Raw genomic sequence first — 19,119 nt, forward strand, 5'->3', positions numbered from 1 at the left:
GTCGATTTCCTCAGGAAGCGTCGAGCTCCCAGAACAGGATCGGCGGACTTTCCTGCGGGTCCCTGAAGACGGCGCGGACCGGTGTGCCGATCGCCGGATCGATGGCGGGATCGGCCGGCGCGCCGACGATCTGGATGTCCGCCTGCTCCTCGATCGCGACGAGCAGGGTCACGTAGGGAAGATCCTCGGCGAAGGCCGGGTGGAAGCGCTGATGGGTGCGGATCCAGCTCTTGATCGTGCCGCGCCCGCTCATCGCCACCCAGTCGGCGTCGAAGCTGCGGCAGCGGTTGCAGATCGCCCGCGCCGGCCAGCGCAGCGTGCCGCAGCGCGCGCAGCGCTGCACGCGAAGCTCGCCCGCCGCCAGCCCTTCCCAATAGGGGGCCGAATCCTTGTCGGGCATGGGAAGCGGTTTGGCGATCATCCGTCCCTCCTGAGCAGAAGCGCGCTCGTCACGCCGCCGACATAGCCGGGGGCGCCGGTGCTGAGGCCGATCCGGGCATCGGCGACCTGGCGGCCGCCCGCCTCGCCGCGGAGCTGCTGAACCGCCTCGGCGATATGGTTCATGCCATGGGCATAGCCCTCGGACAGGAAGCCGCCATGCGGGTTGACCGGCAACCGCCCGCCCATCCGGTGATGGCCGTCGAGCACGAAGCCACCCGCCTCGCCCTTGCCGCAGAAGCCGTAATCCTCGAGCTGCATCAGCACCGAGAAGGTGAAGCAGTCGTAGAGATTGGCGAAGTCGACATCGGCGGGGGTCAGCCCGGCCATGCCGAACAGGCGCGGCGCCATCTGCGCGGCATAGGAGGTGGTGATGTCGGGGGCGTTCGCGCTCTGCAGCGTCGTGCCGCCGCCCCAGGCGGCAGCGTCGACGATCACCGCCGGCTTGCGCAGGTCGCGCGCGCGCTCGGGCGTGGTGACGAGCAGCGCGACGCCGACGTCGGTCTCCAGGCAGCAGTCGAGCAGGCGGAACGGCTCCGCGATCATCCGCGACGCGCGATAATCCTCGAAGCTGATCGGATCGCGCATCATCGCGCGGGGATTTTCGGCGGCGTTGGCGCGCTGCGAAACCGCGACCGCGCCGAGGTGGCGCTCGTCGACCCCGAAGGCGTCCATATAGGCCCGCGCCATCATCGCATAATATTGCGGCGGCGCCATATAGCCGTAGGGCGCCTGATACTGGGTCTCGATATGATCGACGAGCGGGCGGCCGGTGCCCCCCATGCGGAACTCGGACCGGGCGTTGATCGCGCGGTAGCAGACCACATAGTCGGCGACCCCGGCGGCTACCGCCAGCGCCGCCTGCCCGACCAGCCCATGCGAGCTGCCGCCGCCGCCGAAATGATCGACGTAGAAATGAGGATCGGTCAATCCGAGCGACACCGCGACCATCGGCGCCGGAGTCGAGTCACCGACGCGGTGGGTGGCGATGCCGTCGACCTTGTCCGGATCGAGGCCGGCATCGTCGAGCGCGGCCATGATCGCGCGCAGGGCGAGCGTCAGCGTGCTCACGCCCGAATTGCGCGAGAATTCGGTATAGCCGATTCCGGCTATGGCCGCCTTTCCCGACAGGCCTGACGCCATGTCGCATCCCCTCCGTATATTTGTCGCTCAACCTATCGCGGCGCCAAACGCAATCCAAGCGCTTGTTTGGTAAATATGATAATGCACAATATTCAACTTAACGAGGCCTATCGGCGCATTGACCAACAAAGCGCTTGGTCATAATTATCGCCTCCAACGGCCGACCGTGAAGGCCGCGGTGGAGGGATCGGATGCAGCTGTTCAAGGGCGTCCGCGTGATCGAACTGGCACAATATGTGATGGTGCCTGCCGCGAGCACCATGCTCGCCGATCTCGGCGCGGAAGTTATCAAGGTCGAGACGCCCGGCGTGGGCGATCCCTATCGAAGCGTCGTCGTCGACCGCCGTTCGACGGCTGGGCCGAACTTCAGCCTCGAACAGAATAACCGCGGCAAGAAGAGCGTCTGCATCGACCTCAAGAACGCCGACGGTCACAAGCTGCTGTGCAGCCTGGTCGAGAGCGCCGACGTGTTCATGACCAGCCTTCGCCCCGCCGCGATCCGCAAGCTCGGGCTGACGGTCGAGGACCTGCGCGCGCACAACCCGAAGCTGATCTACGCCCGCGCCAACGGCCTGGGCTTCGCCGGCCCCGAGGCGGGCAAGGCCGGATTCGACGCCAGCTCCTTCTGGGCGCGCGGCGGCTTCGGTCACATATTGTCGCAGGAGGGCAGCTACACCCGCCAGCCGCGCGCTGTGGGCGACCACGCCAGCGCGGTCGCGCTCGCCTTCGGCGTCGCCGGCGCGCTGTTCAAGCGGGCGAGCACGGGCGAACCCTCGCTGGTCGAGACCTCGCTGCTGTCGATGGCGGCGTGGATGCTGTCGAACGACATGGTCGCGGCACAGGATCCCGATTATCCGCCCAACGTCCTGCAACGCGCGGTCGAGCAGAATCCGCTGGTCGGGACCTACCGGACGCGCGACGGCCGCTGGATCCAGCTGGTCTTCCTCGATTCGGGCCGCTTCTGGCCGGGGCTCTGCGCCACGCTGGAGCTCGACGCGCTGATCGACGACCCGCGCTTCCATGATGCCGCCGCGCGCATGGCCAACGGCCCCCTGCTGATGGGTATCTTCGAGGGCGCGTTCGGGTCGCGCGACTGGGAACAATGGCGTCCCCGCTTCGAGGCGTTCGACGCGCCGTGGGAACTGGTTCAGACTCTCAACGATCTCTACCGCGACCCCCAGACGCTGGCGAACGGCATGATCTTCGAGATCGACACGCATGACGGCTATCCGGTCAAGCTCGTCTCGGCCCCGCTCGCCGTCGACGGCCGGGCGGCGCATGCCGATACGCCCGCACCGACCTGCGGCGAGCATAGTTCGGAGATCTTCGCGTCGCTGGGCCTCGATGCGGGGCAGATCGAGAGCTACCGCACGGCGGGCGTGATCGGCTGAGTATCCCGGCCCCTCCCCTGAAGGGGAGAGGGAGGCGGTCAAGCCGCGTGCCGGTGCGGCCTTTCGCTCGACACGGGCAAGGCGGCGAGACCGCGCAGGGTGACGCCGCCGGCATGCACCGGCTCGCCGCCGCACAGGGCCAGGTCGGGCATCCTGCGGGTCAGGCCCAGATAGGCCTCCTGCAATTCGACCCGCGCCAGATATTGGCCGAGGCACATATAGGGGCCGCCGCCGAAGGGGGCGGTGTTGATCCCGGTGCGCAGCAGGTCGAGCCGGTCCGGATCGGGCACTGCCGCCGGATCGCGGTTGGCGGCGCCGTTGAGCAGCAGGCACAGCGCGTCCTTCCGGATCAGATGTCCCTCGACCTCGAAATCCTCGACCGCGACCCGGTGCGACATCTGCACCGAGCTGTCGTAGCGCAGCAATTCCATCACCGCCCCGGCGATGATGTCGGGCCGGTCGATCAGCAGCCGCCACTGGTCGGGATGGAGCAGCAGGTGGCGGGTGCCCATGCCGATCAGGTCGGCGGTGGTCGAATGGCCGGCCTGGAGCAGCAGCACCGCCGCCGCGACGATCTCGTCGTCGGACAGCGCGACCCCGCCGACCCGCCCGGCGATCATCTCGCTCATCAGGTCCTCGCCGGGCTGGCGGCGGCGGCGCGCGATGAGGCGGGTGAAATAATCCTGGAAGCCGGCCGTCGCCGCCTCGCCGGCGCGGATCGCCTCCTCGCTCAGCCGCGGCCCGACATCGCCGCGCGCGGCGAAATCATGCGCCCAGGCGATGAACAGCGGCACGTCCTCGTGCGGCACGCCCATCATCTGGCAGATCATGAACACCGGCAGCGGATAGGCGAAGTCGCGCACCAGATCGAACGCGCCCTCGGGGAGATCGTCGATCAGCCGGTCGACCACCTGTCGCGCGAGCCGCCGCCGCGCCTCGACCGCGCGCGGGGTGAAGCTGCCGCTCACCGTCGCGCGCACCCGGTCATGGTCGGCGCGCGGCAGGAACAGCATCAGCCGCCGCATCATCGCATCGAAGCCGCGGCCCGCATCGCCCGCGCTGTAGATGTCGAGCGTCTTGGGGTCGGAGCGCATGCGCGGATCGCGCGCGATCCGGTGCACCGCGTTCCAGGAACTCGCCACCCAGGCGGGCTGGCCGTGGAAGCCCGCGACATAATGGAGCGGCGCCAGCGACCGCAGCCGATGATAATAGGGATAGATGTCCCCCGGACGATCGGGGGCGAAGATCACGTCCAGCACCGCCTGCGGCGTATCGAGCGCCTCAGCAGAGCGCATCGTGCAGGGTCCGGTCGACCGGCGCCTCGTCGCTGTCCTCGGGGCCCGCCGCCTCGTCCGCGCGTACCGGCGAGATCAGCAGGTTGCCGTGCAGGTCGACCGACGCGCGATAGCCGTCGGGGCAGATGGTCGAGGAATCGGGCTCCTCGATGATCGCCGGCCCCAGGATCCGGTCGCCCGGCTCGAGCAGGATGCGATCGTACACCGGCGTCGCGAGCGAGCGCCCCTCGAACCATGCCGGGCGCACGCCCCTGCGGGCGCGATCGGCGGCGCCGTCGCCCCAGGCGCGCACCACCGGCGCCGGCTTCTCGACCACCGCCGAGATGCGCAGCCGGAAATTGACGAACTGGCAGGCCTCCTTCGGCCGGACGCCGAAGGTGCGCGCATAGACGGTGCGGAAATCGGCTTCGGCCCGGGCCAGCAGTTCGCCGTCGATCGCACCGTCGCCGAGCGGGATGGTGATCTCCTGGTGCTGGTGGGCGAGGCGGACGTCGATGCTGCGCTGGACGATGATCCGGGTCTCGGCCGACGCCGCATGGGCCAGCGCCTGCCGCCCCTTGTCTTCTAGCCCGGCGAACAGGCCTGCGATCCGGACCGGATCGGCGGCGGTCGCGGGCATGATCGCGGTGGCGACGAAATCATGGGCGAGGTCGGAGATCAGCAGCCCCCAGGCTGATCGTACCCCCGGCGAGGGTGGGATGATCACCGTCCCGATCCCGAACAGCTCGGCCAGCTTGACCGCATGGATCGGGCCCGCGCCGCCCGAGGCGACGAGGGCATGGTCGCGCGGATCGATGCCGCGCTGGAGCGTGACGACGCGGATCGCCGCCGCCATCGCGGTGTTGGCGAGCGCATGGATGCCGCGCGCCGCCGCGACCACGTCGAGCCCGAGCGGGCGGGCGACATGCTCCTCGATCGCGCGGCGGCTGGCCTCGGCGTCGAGCGTCATGCTCCCGCCCGCAAAATAGCCGGGGTTGATGTAGCCGAGCACGACATTGGCGTCGGTGACGGTCGGCAGCGTGCCGCCCAGCCCGTAGCAGGCCGGCCCGGGATAGGAGGAGGCGCTCTGCGGCCCAACCCGCAGGAAGCCGCCGGTATCGACCCGCGCGATGCTGCCGCCGCCCGCGCCGACCTCGGCGAGGTCGATGACGGGCACCTTGATCGGTTCGCCCGCATCGGCGCGCCCTGCGGCGCTGGTGCCGCCGCCCGCGCGGAACTGGTGGGTGATGCGCGGCTCGCCGTCGACGACGAGGCCGGCCTTGGCGGTGGTCCCGCCCATGTCGAAGGAGACGAGGCCGGGCCGCCCCGCCTCACGCGCCAGATGCGCCGCCGCCATCACGCCTGCGGCGGGGCCGGATTCGATCGCATAGGCGGCCTTGCGTGCCGCCATCGCCGCCCCCATCACCGCGCCGCTCGACTGCATGATCTGCAGTTCGGCGTCGATACCGATGCCGCGCAGCGCGTCTTCGAGCCGGCCGACATAATTGGCGAGGGTCGGCCCGATATAGGCGGAGATCAGGGTCGTCGCGGCGCGTTCATATTCCTGGAATTCGGGCCAGACCTCCGAGGAGAGGCAGATATAGGCATCGGGCGCCACCATGCGCGCGACCTCGCCGATCGCCGCTTCATGCACGGGATTGGCATAGCTGTTGAGCAGGCAGACGGCGATCGCCTCCGCCCCGCGATCGACGAGCAGGCGGACGGCGCGCTCGGCATCGGCGCGATCGATCGGGCGGAGCACCGCGCCGGCGGCGTTCACCCGCTCGCCGACCTCGGCCACCATCGAGCGCGGCAGCAGCGGCGGCGGCGGGGTGTAGGAGAGGTTGAAGCGATCGGGCCCGATCGCGTGCTGCTTTCCGATATGGAACAGGTCGCCGAACCCCGCCGTCGCGATCAGCCCGAGCTTCGCGCCCTTGCGTTCGAGGACGAGGTTGGTCGGCAGGGTCGTCGCATGGACGAAGCGGGTGACCTCGGCCGCCGCCGCCTCGGCCTCATCGAGCCCCTGGCGCACCGCCGTCATCACGCCGCGCACCGGATCGTCGGTGGTCGTCAGCGTCTTGATGTTGTGGATCGCGCCGCGATTGTCGGCCAGCACCAGATCGGTGAAGGTGCCGCCGATATCGACGCCGATGAAAATCCGCCGCACGCTCATGCCGTCGCCCCGAGGTCGAGGCCGTAATCGTCTTTTGCCGAGCGGGCCGAGACATAGCCCTCCTCGACGTCGCGGCGGACGAGGTCGCGGTCCCGCTCGTGCGGATCGCCGAGGCCGCCGCCGCCCGCGACGACCATCGTCAGCGTGTCGCCGGCCCGGATGCGGTGGTTGGTGCGCTTGGGCGGCAGATGCGCCTCGTCCGTCCGCCCCTGGTTGAGCACCCAGGCGCCCGGCCGGCCCGGCAGCCCACCCTGTGCGCCCTGCGGCGGCACGATGTAGCGATCGGTGCCGCGCACCGTGATCTCGGCATCGACCTGGAACTCGACGGTCTTGACCAGCCCGCAGCCGCCGCGCCAGCGGCCCGCGCCGCCCGAATCCGGCAGCAGCCGATATTCATGATAGACCATCGGGAATTCCAGTTCGTAGGACTCGATGTTCCGGTCGTAATTGGACGCGCCGTAGATGATGAACGGCGATCCGTCGGCGCCGTCGGCGCCCGCCCTGCCCCCGCCGATCCCGAAGAACACGTCGAGGAAGCTCCAGCTCGTCGTGCCATCGAGCTGCTTGCCATGCGCGGTGACGGTCGACACCAGCCCGGCCGCCGCCGCGGCGTGGTGCGGATAGGCGCCCGACAGCGCCAGGCTGATCGCGTCGATCATCGCCTGCACCGTCGCCATGCGCAGGTTGCACGCCGCCGGGTGGCGCGGATTGACCAGCGTGCCGAGCGGCAGCTCGATATCGAGGCAGCGGTAGAAGCCCTCGTTGAGCGGAATCTCCGGATCGAGATAGCAGCGCAGCGCGAACACAGCGCCCGACAGCGACTGCGAATAGGAGGAATTGATCGCCCCGCGCGCCTGCGGCGACGTGCCGGTGAAATCGAAGCGGCAGGCGTCGCCCGCGACGGTGACGGTCACCTCGACCCGGAAGTCGCGGCCCGTCTCGACGCCGTCCTCTTCGATCGCATAAGCGCCTTGGTACACGCCGTCGGGAATCGCGGCGATGCCGTGCCGGGTCATCCGCTCGGCATGGTCGAACAGGTCGTCGATGATCGCATCGAGCCGGGCCATGCCGTAGCGCTCGATCAGCGCCGCCATCCGCGCCGCCGCGATGTTGCCGCCGATCACCAGCGCCTCGATGTCGCCGACGATGCGCTGCGGCGTGCGGCTGTTGGCCTGGAGCAGCGACTCCACCTCGGCCACCCGCGCGCCCTCGGCGAAGAACTTCAGCGGGGGCAGGACGATGCCTTCGTGGAAGGTCTCGGTCGCGTTGGCCGGTAGCCCGCCCGCCGACAGGCCGCCGAGATCGGACACGATCATCATCGCGCCGCAGTAGAAGACGGGCTTGCCGTCATGGAAGATCGGCCGGAAGGCGCCAACATCGGTCGGATGGATGCCGCCCCGGAACGGATCGTTGAGGATGATCGCATCGCCCTCGCGCAACGTCTCGGGGGGATGGCTCTTCCAGATCTCGGGCAGCATCACCTGCAGCGCGGAGACGTGGAGCATGCCGCCCGCAGTCTGGACCACCAGCCGTCCCCGGGAATCGAACAGCGCGCAGGCGATCGCCGAAGCCTGGCTGACGAAGGGCGAGCTGGCGCTGCGCGCCGCGGCGATGCCGGCCTCCTCGGCGACCATGGCCAGCGCGTTGCGGACGACCTCGACCAGAACCGGATCGTCGGTGCGGTCAACCATCGGCCATTTCCCACGCGGGCGCCATCGTGGCGAGCGCGGCCATGACGGCGGCGCTGTCGGTGATGGTGGCGACCAGCGCCAGGCTGTTGTCGATCACCGCGGTCGCATAGTCGGCGGGGAAGCCGGCGACCGCGTCGCGCGGGAGCAGCACGCGGTAGCCGAGGTTGGCCGCTTCGATGCACATGCCGAGCACCCCCATGTTCACCGAGACGCCGGTGGCGATCACCGTATCGACGCCCAGGTTGCGCAGGGTCATGTCGAGCGTGCTGCCGGTGAAGGGCGAGACGCCGTGGAAGCGGCGCAGGACGATGTCCTGCGGCGAGGGTTCGAGCCGCTGGTCGACCTCGGCGCCTTCCGATCCCTCGAGGATATGGTCGGGCCTGCGGGTCATCGCCGCGAGCAGCGGGCAATTGCCCCCCGATCCCTTCAGGTCGGCGCGAAACTCGGCATTGCAGTGGACCACGGTGACGCCGGCGGCGCGCGCGCGGCGCATCATGCCGGCGAGGTTGGGGACCAGCCCGACCGCATCGACCGCCTCGATCAGCGGGCGGATGCGGCTGCGGTCGCCGACGACGCCGCGCTGCATCTCCATGCTCAGCAGCGCCGGACGCCCGAGGTCGAGGCTCATGCCACGGCCCTCCGCTGCTCGGCGGCGGGCGGCGCCTTGCGCCCGAGCCCGAGGAAGAAGGCCATGATCGCGCCGAGCAGGACCAGCGAGCCCAGCGAGATGAAGGCGCCGTGCATCCCGAACACCGCGCGGAAGGGCGCCACGACGATCGGGTTGGCGAGGTCGCCCGCGAACATCGACGTCGTCATCAGGCCCAGCGCCCGGCCCCGCGTCCGGGGCGTCGAGCGGTTGAGGACGAGATGGATGAAGGCGGGGCTGAGGATGCCCGCGCCGAAGCCCTTGAGCGCGGTGGCCGCGCCCGCGGTCCAGGCATCGGGCGCGAAGCCCAGTCCGCCGATGCCGAGGCCGAGCGACAGCAGCCCGATATAATAGGTCGGCGCCCAGCCGATCCGCCCCTGCATCGTCCCGTAGAAGATCGCGCCGACGATCAGCCAGGCGAACGCCATGCTGATCACCCGCGACTGGATGATCGGGCTGGTGATGCCGCGCTCGGTGAGCAGATAGGAGATCTGCGTGCTGGTCATCATCAGGATGACGTAGAGCGCGCCGATCATCAGGTAGATCGGCCAGTTGCGCAGGAAGACGCTCTCGTTCCCCGCGCCATGGTCGGTCTTGCGGATCGGGATGGCCGGCAGGCCGATCGCCGCCAGGGCGAAGAGGATGGCGGGCGCGATCAGGTAGATCGCGAAGGGCGCGCGCCAGCCGACATGCTCGCCGAACCAGCCTGACATGAGTACCGCGCAGGTCGCGAGCAGGCTGCCCACCACCGTCATCGCGGACAGCATGCGCCCGCGGCCCTTCTCGTCGAAGAACTCGCCGATGAAGCTGTTGGCGGAGGTCGAGACGCACGCGGTGAAGAAGCCGAGCAAGGTGCGCGAGACGAACAGTGCCCAGAGGCTGTCGACCCAGAGCCCCGCCGATCCGCACAGCGCATAGCCGAGCAGCGACAGCAGCAGCAGTCGGCGCGCGCCGAAGCGCTCGATCAGCCAGCCCGATCCGATGCCGCCCAGGATCAGGCCGATCGCGGGGACCGACATCACCATCTGCCCGGCGATCTCGGTACCGAGCTTGCCGCCGCCGAACTGTGCCGACAGCTTGGGGAGGACGGGGGTGAGGGCGGTGAAGATCAGGCCGATGGAGCAGCCGCCGGCCATCATGGCGGGGATCGCGGCGATCCATCGCGCGCCCTGCGGCTTCACCGCGGTTTCGGTGCCTTCGGTCGCGCTCATGGCCTCATCCTCGCCCATATGGCGGCCGGCTCTTGCCGTACCGCAGGTGATCGCGGGGACGGACGAGCCGCCCCCGCTCATTGGTCACTCGCCGAAGTGGAAGATGCGGACGGCATTCTCCCGCAGGACGAGCGCCTTGTCGGCCTCCGTCATGCCTTCGGTCAGCTTGTTGGCGACCGCCCGCGAGTTCGGCCAGATCGTGGCCGAGTGCGGATAGTCGGTCGAGAACATCGTCATCGCCGACAGATAGGGGTAGCGGCCGGTCTTGATCAGGTCGTAGCCGACATAGTCGTCGATCGTCGTGACGAAGCAGTTCTTGCCGAGGAAGTCGCTCGGCTTGTGGTCGAGGCTCTGGGGGAACCAGGCTTGCTGGGCCTCCCAATGCGCGTCCATCGTCTGCGCCCAGAAGGGCACCCAGCCGCAGTCGACCTCGGCCGCGACGATCTTCAGCTTCGGGTGGCGATCGAAGATGCCGGCGAAGATCATGTAGGTCAGCGGCTTCACCGACGAGAAATAGCGGAAGACGATGCCGCCGACGCTGACGCGCTGGTTGACCAGCTCGTCCCAGTCGGTCTTGTCGGGCTTGCCGCCGAAGGTGCGGTGCAGGTTGAGCGAGATGTCCGCCGCGCTCGCCGCCGCCCAGAGCGGCTCATAATAGGGATCGTTATAGGGCCGCTCGGGCATGCCGGGAATGAAGCAGGCCTTGGCGCCGTTCTTCATCACCCGGTCCAGTTCGGCGATCGCGACGTCCATGCCGTCGTCGACCGGCAGCATCGGCAGGCCGACGATCCGCTTGGGGTCGACCGCCTGGAAATCGAGCAGCAGCCAGTCGTTGTACGACTGCATGCAGGCGATGCCGAGCTCGCGATCGGGCAGGGTGTAGACCTGGATCGCATTGGCCGGGTGGAGCACCGATCCGTAGATTCCGTCGATGTCCATGTCGTCGAGATGCGCGCGCCCGTCCCAGTTGCCGGGGCGCAGCTCATCGAAGCGCATGCCGCTGAGCCGGAAGTCCTTCTTCTGGAAGCCGGCCATGGCCTCGATCCCGAAGGTGCGCTTGGGTATCTTGCCGTCGAAGCTCCAGCCGTCGCCGCCGTCGGCGCCGCGCATCATCACGGGCTTGCGATCCTTGAACTTCGCGGGCAGGCGATCGAACACGGTGGGCGGTTCGTTGATATGACTGTCCGCCGATATGATCATGTCCTTGGCGGTGAATTCGACCTTCCGGTCTTCTGCGATCGTAGCCATTGCAACCTCCTCGACTGACATTCTGCTCGGTTCGCATCGCCGATCTGGATTGGCAGCCGTCGGGGATCAAATTGCCACCGACGGCAGCGCCCGTCCAGAAAAATCAAGCGATAGCTTGGTTCAAGATTTCATTGCGGGGAATGCCCTCGAACAGAGCGATCCCCTTGGCCCGTCCCCACAGATATTCGGTGTAGAGACCGGTCGTGGACCGGGTATCGACCAGCGCGTAATTGCCGTTCTCGTTGCGCGTGACGAGCGCGACCGGATGGCCGGCCGCGGCCATCGATTCCAGCTGCCGCTCGAAAGCCGCCTCGTCCCCCGGCACGCCGTGCCCGATATGATGCAGGTTCACCGGCGCATCAGCGGCGCCGCGCAGGCTGTAGATGCCGATCGCGCCGGACACCGGCCGGATCAGCTCCAGCATCGTCGAACCGCGCCACGCCAAGGCGAGATCGAGCACCGACCGCGCCACGACACCGTCCACGTCCTTCTCGACCACGACGCCGGGCCAGCGCAGCCATTCGGACACGCCCGCCGTGCGCGTGAAATAGGCGATCGCGGCGTCGATGTCGGCAGTGACATAGCCGAGCTGGACGAAGGCGGGATCGAACGCGGCCATCGATCAGTTCCCGTCGAACCGGAAGCGGAAGGCGCCGTTCGGTGCCACGACCCGCGCCGCCGAGGGCGAGGCAAAGTGCGCGGGCAGCAACAGCGTGTCGGTATCGCAGCAGCGCGCCAGCAGGTCGCGGCGCGTCCGCTCGCCCATCGCGCTGTCATATTCGCCGGCGACATGGATCGACAGATCCTCGGCCTGGATCGGATGGTGGAGCGCGTCGCCGCAGAAGATGGCGTGGCCGTGCGCATTCCGGACGTGGATCAGCGCCGACCCGGCGGTATGCCCGGGCGCCGCCTCCAGCCAGATGCCCCCGGCCAGGTCGCGTTCGACGACATGGTCGGTCTCGATCAGGTCGGCCTGCCCGGCCTCCATCACCGGCAGCACGCTGTCCTGGAAGGAATAATGGCTGATCGCGCCCTCCTGGTCGTCGGGCGCCATATGCTCGAACCGCTCATAGTCGACCCGGGTCATCAGGTAGCGGGCATTGGGGAAGGTCGGCACCCAGCGGCCATTGTCGAGCCGGGTGTTCCAGCCGACATGGTCGATGTGCAGATGGGTGCACATGACGATGTCGATATCCTCGGGCCTGAGCCCGGCGCGCGCCAGGTTGCCGAGATAGTCGGTCTGCCACATGTGGCAATAATCGACCGGCGCCGGCCGATGCTTGTCGTTGCCGTGGCAGGTGTCGATCAGGATGTTGCGGCCGCCGGCGCGGATCACATAGCTGTGGAAGCTCCACATCAGCTGGTCGGCGTCGCGCACGACGAAACGCTCGTCGAGCCATTCGCGCCCGCGCGCGATCGTCGCCGGGTCGATCCCCGGGAAGATCAGCTCGGCCGGGAAGGGCACGCCGTCCATCTCGACAACGCGGCCGATCTCGACGTCGCCGATGCGGAAGGGCTTCATGCCGGCTCCGCCACGCGCGGGCTGAGGAAGCGCGCCTTGTAGTCGGCGAAGCGATCGTCGATCTGCTCGGCGGTCAGGCCATATTCCTCGAGGCCGTACTGGTGCGACGGACGCCCGTCGCGCGGATTGTGGCCGAACCAGGCGCGCATCGCCGCCTCGTCGGCCCCGCCCAGCTCGCGGCCCATCGCGGCGAAGACGCGGCGCGCCTGCGCGATCGGATCCTCGACCAGTCCCTCATAGCTGATGTCGACGAAGCGATGCTCGCCGATCGACGGCCGCAGCCGCATCAGCCGGCTCATCAGCGTGCTCAGACGGTCGAGCCAATGCTGCCCGGTACGGGCCTTGTCGGCCTTGTCGGACAGCATCCGGCGCAGCGTGTAGGACATGCTGGCGAAGGACGGGATCGTCTTGATCGGGTCGCGGTGGGTCATCACGATCACCGTTTCCGGGAAGACGCTGGCCAGTTCCTCGGGCGCGGTCAGGTGCGCCGGGGTCTTGAGCACCCACTGGCGGCCGGCACGGCTCTGGTCCTGCCACTGCAGATATTGGAGCCACAGCCGCAGATCCTCATAGACCGGGCGGTGATCGGCGGTGGCGCTCCAGGCCGCGTAGGACGGGATGTGCAGGAACGCCTCCGGCGACAGGCCCATGAACATCTGTTCCTGGAGCGACACTTCCTCGTCGGGCTGGTCGAGCGACATGGGGTGGATCGACAACAGGTCGGGCATCGCCTCGAGCCACTGGTCGAGCAGGGTCTGGGCCGCCGCACGCCGCGCGGTCGGATCGCCGCGAAGCTCGCCGTCCAGCGGCGCCGGGAATTGCGTCTCCCACCAGTGCATCGCGGTCAGCGACGGCGCGCTGCCGAGCATGCGATGCATCAGGGTGCTGCCGGTGCGGTGCAGGCTGACGATCGTCGCCGCGACCGTGACCTTCTCGTCGAGGATTTCCGGATGCTGCCGGACGTCCTCGGTGCGGCGCAGCCGCGCGACGAGCCCCTTGATGATGCTTTCCGCCTGGATGAAGCGGCCGATATCGCTGAGCTCGGCCTCCTTCGCGATCGCATCGAGGTAGATGCGGAAGGGCGTGAAGATCCAGTCGGGCCCGAAGTCCTGGAGGCCCGACCGCTGCCGCGCGGCGGCGATCAGGGCGTCATGTTCGAGCGGAACGGCGTCGGTCATCATATCTCTCCGATGGGATGTGGCGCCGCCGGAGCGGCGCCCGGTCCCGTCCCGCTTATTTGCCGGCCCGCAGGTCGGCGATCTTGGCGACGCGGCAGCGCGGCTGCGGATCGCTGTCGGCGAGGATCCAGCGCAGCAGCATCGTGCCGGTCGCATGGCCGTCGGTGGTGAGATAATGGCCCACGCCCGGATCCTCGGCGGCGACCACGATCATGACGCTGCCGTCGGGCTGGTAACGCGCGCTGTGCTTGTTCACATGCACCGGCAGGTAGCGATATTCGAGCGATTCCATCCAGTAGTTGTTGAGCTGGAAGTTCCAGAACAGGCACTCCGGCACCTCGCTCTCGATCACCAGCGCCTCATCGGGCTTCAGCTCCCAATAGCCGTGATAATAGCGGATCGTCGGATCGCCGCCGCCATTGATCGACATCGCCTGGTGGACAGGCGGCAGGTCGTTCGGATCCTTGGCGAACAGCTGCGCCCAATCGGCGAAGGTCTTGGAGGTGCCCTGCACCCAGCGCACGGTCTCCTGCAGCGCCTCGTCGATCTGCTTCGCCGACAGCGGCGGCGGGCCGCCTTCGCGGCCGATCCGCTCGATCTTTACAGCGCAGGGCCGCTCGGTGCTGCGGTCGAGGAAGGTCTCGCGGCCGATCACCATCGTCGAGTCCGGCTCCAGCCGCAGCCAGTTGCCGGGATGCTCCTTCTGGCTGACGATGATCTCGAAATAGCCGTTCTCGTCGACCTGCAACGTGCGCTGGTCGATCTCCCCGGTGGTCGCCATCGTGCCGTCGATCGCGTAGCGGTTGGCCTTCGACCCGAAGGTCAGGATCGGCGCGGTACCGCGATAGCCGCTGATCTTGTACTCATGGTCGGCGGTGATCGTGGCGTTGAAATAGGTGTTGTCGGGATTGTCGGCGCCGATGCGGATGGTGTGGTTGGACAGCTGGTAGAAGCCCGGGAAGGCCGGATCGCCATATTCGACCGCCATGTCGAGTGCCGCGCGGGTCAGGCGGGTCAGCCAGCGCCAGCCCTCGGCCCGGTCGAGCATCGTGTCGGGCGCCTCGGGGCGGAAGATCACCTGGCCGGCGGCCTTCAGACCGTCGCAGAAATCCTCCCAGGCGCGGCCGTTATAGACCCGCTCCTCGTGCGATTGGGGGGAAAGTTGCGTCGCCATCATCCTACTCCTACTTCTGCGTGCCGGCTGCGGCCGCGCTGGCTGTTGCTGGCGGAAGGCCATGCTTTGTTGTTGCGCCTTTCCGACTTCCCCAACATCTTATCTGTGAATCGCATCGATTCGAATGAGATGTCGTCAGGACCAAATTGACCCAGATTCATTTTCGATCGCTGGATCTGAACCTGCTCAGGGTGTTCGACGCCCTGACCGAGGAGGGCAGCGTCACCGGGGCCGCGGGGCTGCTCGGGCTGACCCCGTCGGCGGTCAGCCACTCGCTCAACCGGTTGCGCCACATCCTCAAGGACGACCTGTTCCTGCGCGGCGCCAAGGGCATGAACCCGACCCCCAAGGCGCTGGCGCTGGCGGTACCGATCCGCCGCGCGCTGGTCGACATCCAGCAGGCGCTGAACGGCGACAGCTTCGTGCCGGAGAAGACCGACCGCCGCTTCTCGATCGCCTGCGGCGACTATATCACCGCCGTGCTGATGCCCGAGGTGATCGCCCGCTTCCGCAGGGCGGCGCCGCTGGCCGAGCTGCGGATCCTGCCGGTCGGCGCGGTGATGAAGGAACTCGACGCCGGGCGCATCGACCTGGCGCTGGGCGGGTTCGAGCGCATCCCCGAGCGGCTCGCCTCCGAGCCGCTGTTCGCCGACGACATGGTCTGGGTAATGCGGTCGGACAATCCGTTCGCCCGCCGCGAGCCCACCCTGGAGGGGCTCGCAGCCCTGCCGCATCTGGCGATCGCGAGCCCCGACAATGATCGCGCGGTCAACGGCATCGTGTCCGACGCGGGGCTCGAACGGCGGGTGGTGCGCGACGATCCGCGCATCCTCGACCAGTGTTTCGAGGAGCGCGGGCTTCGCCGCACGATCGCGATGACCGCCCCCAACCCGATCGTCGCGATGGCGATCGTCGCCGAATGCGACCTTGCGGCGATGATGCCGCGCAACCTGGCCGAGGCCTTTGCCGACCGGTACAAGCTGGCGCTGTGGAAGCCGCCGCATCCTTCGGCACTGTTCGAGATCTCGACCGTCTGGCACCGCTGGCATGGCGATCAGCCAGCGGTCGACTGGCTGCGCGCGATGATCAGGTCGGTGGCCGAGGACCGCATGGCCAAGCCTACATCATGAACTGTCCGCCGTTGATGTCGAGCGAGGTGCCCGTCACCATCCGGGCATAGTCCGACAGGAAGAACAGCACGGCCTTGGCGCATTCCTCGTCGGGCGGGATGACGCCGAGCGGGATGTCGCGGACGATGCCGGCCACGATCTCGTCGAGCGGGACGCCGGTCTTCTCCGCCTTGGCGGTCAGGTAGCTGCGGACCGGATCGCCCCACAGCCAGCCCATGCGCGGCGAATTGACCCGGATATTATAGGGGCCGAACTCGGCCGCGAGCTGGCGGCTGACGCCGAGCAGCGCGGTCTTGGCGCAGACATAGGGGCCCTCGCCCGCCAATGGCTGCATCGTCGAGCGGGTGCTGACGTTGACGATCGAGCCCTCGCGCCGCGCCTTCATGTGCGGCAGCACCGCGTCGATCATCTTGAGCGTGCCGAACAGGGCGACGTCGAGCGACGCCTGCCATTCGGGCAGCGCGTCGCGGCCGAACGGCAGGCCGCCGACGAAGCGGAAGGCGCTGTTCACCAGCCCGTCGATCCGGCCATAGGCGTCGATCGCGATCCGCGCGACCTGGTCGCAATCCTCGATCTTCGTCACGTCGCTGGGCACGGCGACCGCCTCGCCGCCCGCCGCCACGATCTCGGCGGCGACGCCGTCGATGAAGGCGGCCGATCGCGCGCTCATCACCACCTTCGCGCCTTCGGCCGCCGCGATCGACGCCATCTTGCACCCCATGCCGGGGCCGACCCCGGTGATGATGACGACCTTGTCCTTGAGCAGCATGGCTTCCCTCCCGTTCAGCGCATCACCACGCCGCCGTCGACGCAGAGTATCTGTCCGTTGATCCATTCGCCGTCGGGCGACATCAGCATCGCCACCGCGGCGGCGAGATCCTCGGGCTCGCCGAGCCGCGGGCTGGGCGTGTTCGCCAGCACCTTGTCCATCTCGGGATGGTTGCGGTTCTTCTCCGACAGGACGAGGCCCGGCGATACGATGTTGGAGCGGATGCCCTGCTTGCCCCAGCTCGTCGCGACATGGCGCATCAGCGCGGTCAGCGCATGTTTGGTGACGGTGTAGGAGATGCCCCGGTCGCGCCCCATGAAGGCCGCGCTCGACGAGGTGAAGACGATTGATCCGCCGCCCCGTTCGAGCAGCACGGGAACGACATGGCGCGCGCAGAGCAGATGGCCGCGCAGGTTCACCGCCACCGCCCGGTCGAACACCTCTAGCGGCACCGTCACCGCGTCGGTGTCCTGCTTGTGCAGGGTCAGCTCGGCCATGTTGACGAACATCCCGTCGAGGCCGCCGAAGGTCTGCGCCGCATGCGCGACCATCGCCGCGATCGAGGCGTCGTCGGCCGCATCGAAGCAGACCGTCTCGGCCCGCCCGCCCTTCTCCCTGATCCGCGCCGCGATCGCACCGGTCCGGTCGGTGCTACGCGCGCCGAGCATCACCGCCGCGCCCTCGTCGGCCAGGCGGATCGCTGTCGCCGCGCCGATGTTCGCCGACGCGCCGGCGATCAGGATCGCCTTGCCCTGCAGCCTGTTCACAGCCTCTCTCCCCTTATCTTTTCTCTCTCGTCATGCCGGCGGAGGCCGGCATCTCAGGCGGCTCCTGCCTCGTGCTCGTCTCCACTCTCCGGAGATCCAGGCCTCCGCCGGGATGACGAGTTGTCATCGCCTCACCCCGCCACCGCCGGCTCGGCGGGGCGCACCTTTCGCAGCAGCGACCAGAGCAGCCCCGCCAGCACCAGCGCGCCCAGCACATGGAAGGCCGCATGGAGGCTGAGCATCTCCTTGATCGGATGGACGACGATCGGGTTGAGGAAGTCGCCCAGGAACATCGCGCTGGTCATGATGCCGAGCGCCCGGCCGCGCAGATGCGGTTCGGAGCGGTTCATGATCATGTGGATGAAGCCCGAATTGAGAAGCCCGCTCGCCAGCCCCTTCGACGCTGCGGCGATCGAGGCGGTCACCGCGTCATGCGCCAGGCCGAAGCCGATGATGCCGATCCCGAGGAAGAACAGGCCCAGCCGGAACGCGGCGCTGGCCCCATAGCGGCCCTGCACCCAGCCGTAGAGCAGCGCGCCGAGGATCAGGAAGAAGCTGGCCGTGCCGAGCACGCGCGCCTGGATCACCGGCCGGATGATGCCGTTCTCCGCCAGCAGGAAGGAGACCTGCGTGCTCGTCATCATCAGCACGACGTAGAGGCTGGTGATCAGCAGATAATAGGGCCACAGCCTGGCGATCACGATGCCGGTGCTGCCTTTCTCGTCGCTCGACGAACCCTCGCCGCGGATCGAGATGCGCGGAATGCCGAAGATCGCCGCCAGCCACAGGACCAGCGGCGCGACGATGTAGATGGCGAAGGGCGCGCGCCAGCCGGCGATCTCGGCGATCTCGCCGCTCGCCAGCATCGCGACGACGCACAGCATGCTGCCGACCACGGTCGCGGCCGAGATCATCCGCCCGCGCGCGGCACCGCCGTAGAAATGCGCGATCAACGTATTGGACGCCGTCGCTATGCCCGCCGTGGCCAGGCCGAGCAGCAGGCGGGTGATGCACAGTCCGGCGAGGTTGTCGATGTAGAGCCCCGCCGATCCGAGGATCATATAGGCGATCAGCGCATGGCTGAGCAGCGCCCGCGCGCCCAGCCGGTCGATCGTCCAGCTCGCGACGAGCCCGCCGAGGACGAGGCCGATGCCCGGCATCGCCGCCATCATCTGCACGCCGAAGGCCGCATCGGCACCGCCGCCGAGATGATCGGCCAGCTGATGCAGGATCGGCGGCAACACGACGAACACCAGCCCGATCGCACAGGCGCCCGACATCATCGCGACGATCGCCGCCGGTCCCGGGCGGGTGCCCTCGCCGGGCCGACTCTCCCCCTGCTCCACCGCCATCGCCCGCCTCTC

17 protein-coding genes are annotated in these 19,119 nt (G+C 68.4%); 2 read left to right on the plus strand and 15 right to left on the minus strand.

Going from position 1 to position 19,119, the window contains the following annotated elements:
- Nucleotides 1-10 precede the first annotated feature (10 nt).
- Entirely contained in the window at nucleotides 11-421 is a 411-nt protein-coding gene (locus tag ASE22_RS09585) for a Zn-ribbon domain-containing OB-fold protein (protein ID WP_056358024.1), read from the minus strand.
- Entirely contained in the window at nucleotides 418-1,581 is a 1,164-nt protein-coding gene (locus ASE22_RS09590; RefSeq protein WP_056358026.1) for a thiolase C-terminal domain-containing protein, read from the minus strand. The genes ASE22_RS09585 and ASE22_RS09590 overlap by 4 nt, the downstream gene beginning before the upstream one ends.
- 191 nt (nucleotides 1,582-1,772) lie before the next feature.
- Between ASE22_RS09590 and ASE22_RS09595 the strand changes: the two genes are divergently transcribed.
- Entirely contained in the window at nucleotides 1,773-2,972 is a 1,200-nt protein-coding gene (locus ASE22_RS09595) for a CaiB/BaiF CoA transferase family protein (protein ID WP_056358029.1), read from the plus strand.
- 38 nt (nucleotides 2,973-3,010) lie between these two features.
- On the opposite strand, the gene ASE22_RS09600 is transcribed toward ASE22_RS09595, so the two are convergent.
- From ASE22_RS09600 to ASE22_RS09645, 10 genes are all read right to left on the minus strand, one after another.
- The gene (locus ASE22_RS09600) at nucleotides 3,011-4,267 is read right to left on the minus strand and encodes a cytochrome P450 (protein WP_056358032.1); all 1,257 of its coding nucleotides are present in this window, start codon (nucleotides 4,265-4,267) and stop codon (nucleotides 3,011-3,013) included.
- Nucleotides 4,254-6,419, minus strand: coding sequence for a hydantoinase/oxoprolinase family protein (locus ASE22_RS09605; protein WP_056358035.1), 2,166 nt, complete (start codon nucleotides 6,417-6,419; stop codon nucleotides 4,254-4,256). Before ASE22_RS09605 ends, ASE22_RS09600 begins: the two co-directional genes overlap by 14 nt.
- Nucleotides 6,416-8,110: a hydantoinase B/oxoprolinase family protein gene (locus tag ASE22_RS09610; RefSeq protein WP_056358038.1), complete on the minus strand. Its 1,695-nt coding sequence runs from the start codon at nucleotides 8,108-8,110 to the stop codon at nucleotides 6,416-6,418. Before ASE22_RS09610 ends, ASE22_RS09605 begins: the two co-directional genes overlap by 4 nt.
- The gene (locus tag ASE22_RS09615; protein WP_056358041.1) at nucleotides 8,103-8,738 is read right to left on the minus strand and encodes a cysteine hydrolase family protein; all 636 of its coding nucleotides are present in this window, start codon (nucleotides 8,736-8,738) and stop codon (nucleotides 8,103-8,105) included. The genes ASE22_RS09610 and ASE22_RS09615 overlap by 8 nt, the downstream gene beginning before the upstream one ends.
- Nucleotides 8,735-9,967, minus strand: coding sequence for an MFS transporter (locus ASE22_RS09620; protein WP_056358767.1), 1,233 nt, complete (start codon nucleotides 9,965-9,967; stop codon nucleotides 8,735-8,737). Before ASE22_RS09620 ends, ASE22_RS09615 begins: the two co-directional genes overlap by 4 nt.
- A gap of 84 nt (nucleotides 9,968-10,051) precedes the next feature.
- A complete protein-coding gene (locus ASE22_RS09625; protein ID WP_056358044.1) occupies nucleotides 10,052-11,215 on the minus strand; it encodes an amidohydrolase family protein in 1,164 nt (387 codons plus the stop codon).
- A gap of 103 nt (nucleotides 11,216-11,318) precedes the next feature.
- Nucleotides 11,319-11,834, minus strand: coding sequence for a VOC family protein (locus tag ASE22_RS09630; RefSeq protein ID WP_056358047.1), 516 nt, complete (start codon nucleotides 11,832-11,834; stop codon nucleotides 11,319-11,321).
- Between the two features lie 3 nt (nucleotides 11,835-11,837).
- Nucleotides 11,838-12,737, minus strand: a complete 900-nt coding sequence (locus tag ASE22_RS09635; RefSeq protein WP_056358049.1) for an MBL fold metallo-hydrolase — start codon at nucleotides 12,735-12,737, stop codon at nucleotides 11,838-11,840.
- The gene (locus ASE22_RS09640; RefSeq protein WP_056358770.1) at nucleotides 12,734-13,915 is read right to left on the minus strand and encodes a sulfotransferase family protein; all 1,182 of its coding nucleotides are present in this window, start codon (nucleotides 13,913-13,915) and stop codon (nucleotides 12,734-12,736) included. Before ASE22_RS09640 ends, ASE22_RS09635 begins: the two co-directional genes overlap by 4 nt.
- 55 nt (nucleotides 13,916-13,970) lie before the next feature.
- Entirely contained in the window at nucleotides 13,971-15,089 is a 1,119-nt protein-coding gene (locus ASE22_RS09645; protein ID WP_056358772.1) for a DUF1214 domain-containing protein, read from the minus strand.
- 146 nt (nucleotides 15,090-15,235) lie between these two features.
- Between ASE22_RS09645 and ASE22_RS09650 the strand changes: the two genes are divergently transcribed.
- Entirely contained in the window at nucleotides 15,236-16,219 is a 984-nt protein-coding gene (locus ASE22_RS09650; RefSeq protein ID WP_056358052.1) for a LysR substrate-binding domain-containing protein, read from the plus strand.
- Here the strand turns inward: ASE22_RS09650 and ASE22_RS09655 are convergent.
- The 3 genes from ASE22_RS09655 to ASE22_RS09665 form a co-directional block, all read right to left on the minus strand.
- A complete protein-coding gene (locus ASE22_RS09655; RefSeq protein ID WP_056358055.1) occupies nucleotides 16,209-16,988 on the minus strand; it encodes an SDR family oxidoreductase in 780 nt (259 codons plus the stop codon). The genes ASE22_RS09650 and ASE22_RS09655 overlap by 11 nt on opposite strands.
- 14 nt (nucleotides 16,989-17,002) lie before the next feature.
- Nucleotides 17,003-17,755: an SDR family NAD(P)-dependent oxidoreductase gene (locus ASE22_RS09660; protein WP_056358058.1), complete on the minus strand. Its 753-nt coding sequence runs from the start codon at nucleotides 17,753-17,755 to the stop codon at nucleotides 17,003-17,005.
- A 131-nt stretch (nucleotides 17,756-17,886) separates the two neighbouring features.
- Nucleotides 17,887-19,107: an MFS transporter gene (locus ASE22_RS09665; RefSeq protein WP_056358061.1), complete on the minus strand. Its 1,221-nt coding sequence runs from the start codon at nucleotides 19,105-19,107 to the stop codon at nucleotides 17,887-17,889.
- Between the last annotated feature and the right edge of the window lie 12 nt (nucleotides 19,108-19,119).

Origin of the sequence: Sphingomonas sp. Root720 (assembly GCF_001428605.1) — a bacterium.
Lineage (GTDB): Bacteria > Pseudomonadota > Alphaproteobacteria > Sphingomonadales > Sphingomonadaceae > Rhizorhabdus.

What these genes read in the sequence shown, in the direction of transcription:
- ASE22_RS09585 (WP_056358024.1), bottom strand. Translation starts at nt 421, where the DNA reads ATGATCGCCAAACCGCTTCCCATGCCCGACAAGGATTCGGCCCCCTAT.
- ASE22_RS09590 (WP_056358026.1), bottom strand. Translation starts at nt 1,581, where the DNA reads ATGGCGTCAGGCCTGTCGGGAAAGGCGGCCATAGCCGGAATCGGCTAT.
- ASE22_RS09595 (WP_056358029.1), top strand. Translation starts at nt 1,773, where the DNA reads ATGCAGCTGTTCAAGGGCGTCCGCGTGATCGAACTGGCACAATATGTG.
- ASE22_RS09600 (WP_056358032.1), bottom strand. Translation starts at nt 4,267, where the DNA reads ATGCGCTCTGCTGAGGCGCTCGATACGCCGCAGGCGGTGCTGGACGTG.
- ASE22_RS09605 (WP_056358035.1), bottom strand. Translation starts at nt 6,419, where the DNA reads ATGAGCGTGCGGCGGATTTTCATCGGCGTCGATATCGGCGGCACCTTC.
- ASE22_RS09610 (WP_056358038.1), bottom strand. Translation starts at nt 8,110, where the DNA reads ATGGTTGACCGCACCGACGATCCGGTTCTGGTCGAGGTCGTCCGCAAC.
- ASE22_RS09615 (WP_056358041.1), bottom strand. Translation starts at nt 8,738, where the DNA reads ATGAGCCTCGACCTCGGGCGTCCGGCGCTGCTGAGCATGGAGATGCAG.
- ASE22_RS09620 (WP_056358767.1), bottom strand. Translation starts at nt 9,967, where the DNA reads ATGAGCGCGACCGAAGGCACCGAAACCGCGGTGAAGCCGCAGGGCGCG.
- ASE22_RS09625 (WP_056358044.1), bottom strand. Translation starts at nt 11,215, where the DNA reads ATGGCTACGATCGCAGAAGACCGGAAGGTCGAATTCACCGCCAAGGAC.
- ASE22_RS09630 (WP_056358047.1), bottom strand. Translation starts at nt 11,834, where the DNA reads ATGGCCGCGTTCGATCCCGCCTTCGTCCAGCTCGGCTATGTCACTGCC.
- ASE22_RS09635 (WP_056358049.1), bottom strand. Translation starts at nt 12,737, where the DNA reads ATGAAGCCCTTCCGCATCGGCGACGTCGAGATCGGCCGCGTTGTCGAG.
- ASE22_RS09640 (WP_056358770.1), bottom strand. Translation starts at nt 13,915, where the DNA reads ATGACCGACGCCGTTCCGCTCGAACATGACGCCCTGATCGCCGCCGCG.
- ASE22_RS09645 (WP_056358772.1), bottom strand. Translation starts at nt 15,089, where the DNA reads ATGGCGACGCAACTTTCCCCCCAATCGCACGAGGAGCGGGTCTATAAC.
- ASE22_RS09655 (WP_056358055.1), bottom strand. Translation starts at nt 16,988, where the DNA reads ATGCTGCTCAAGGACAAGGTCGTCATCATCACCGGGGTCGGCCCCGGC.
- ASE22_RS09665 (WP_056358061.1), bottom strand. Translation starts at nt 19,107, where the DNA reads ATGGCGGTGGAGCAGGGGGAGAGTCGGCCCGGCGAGGGCACCCGCCCG.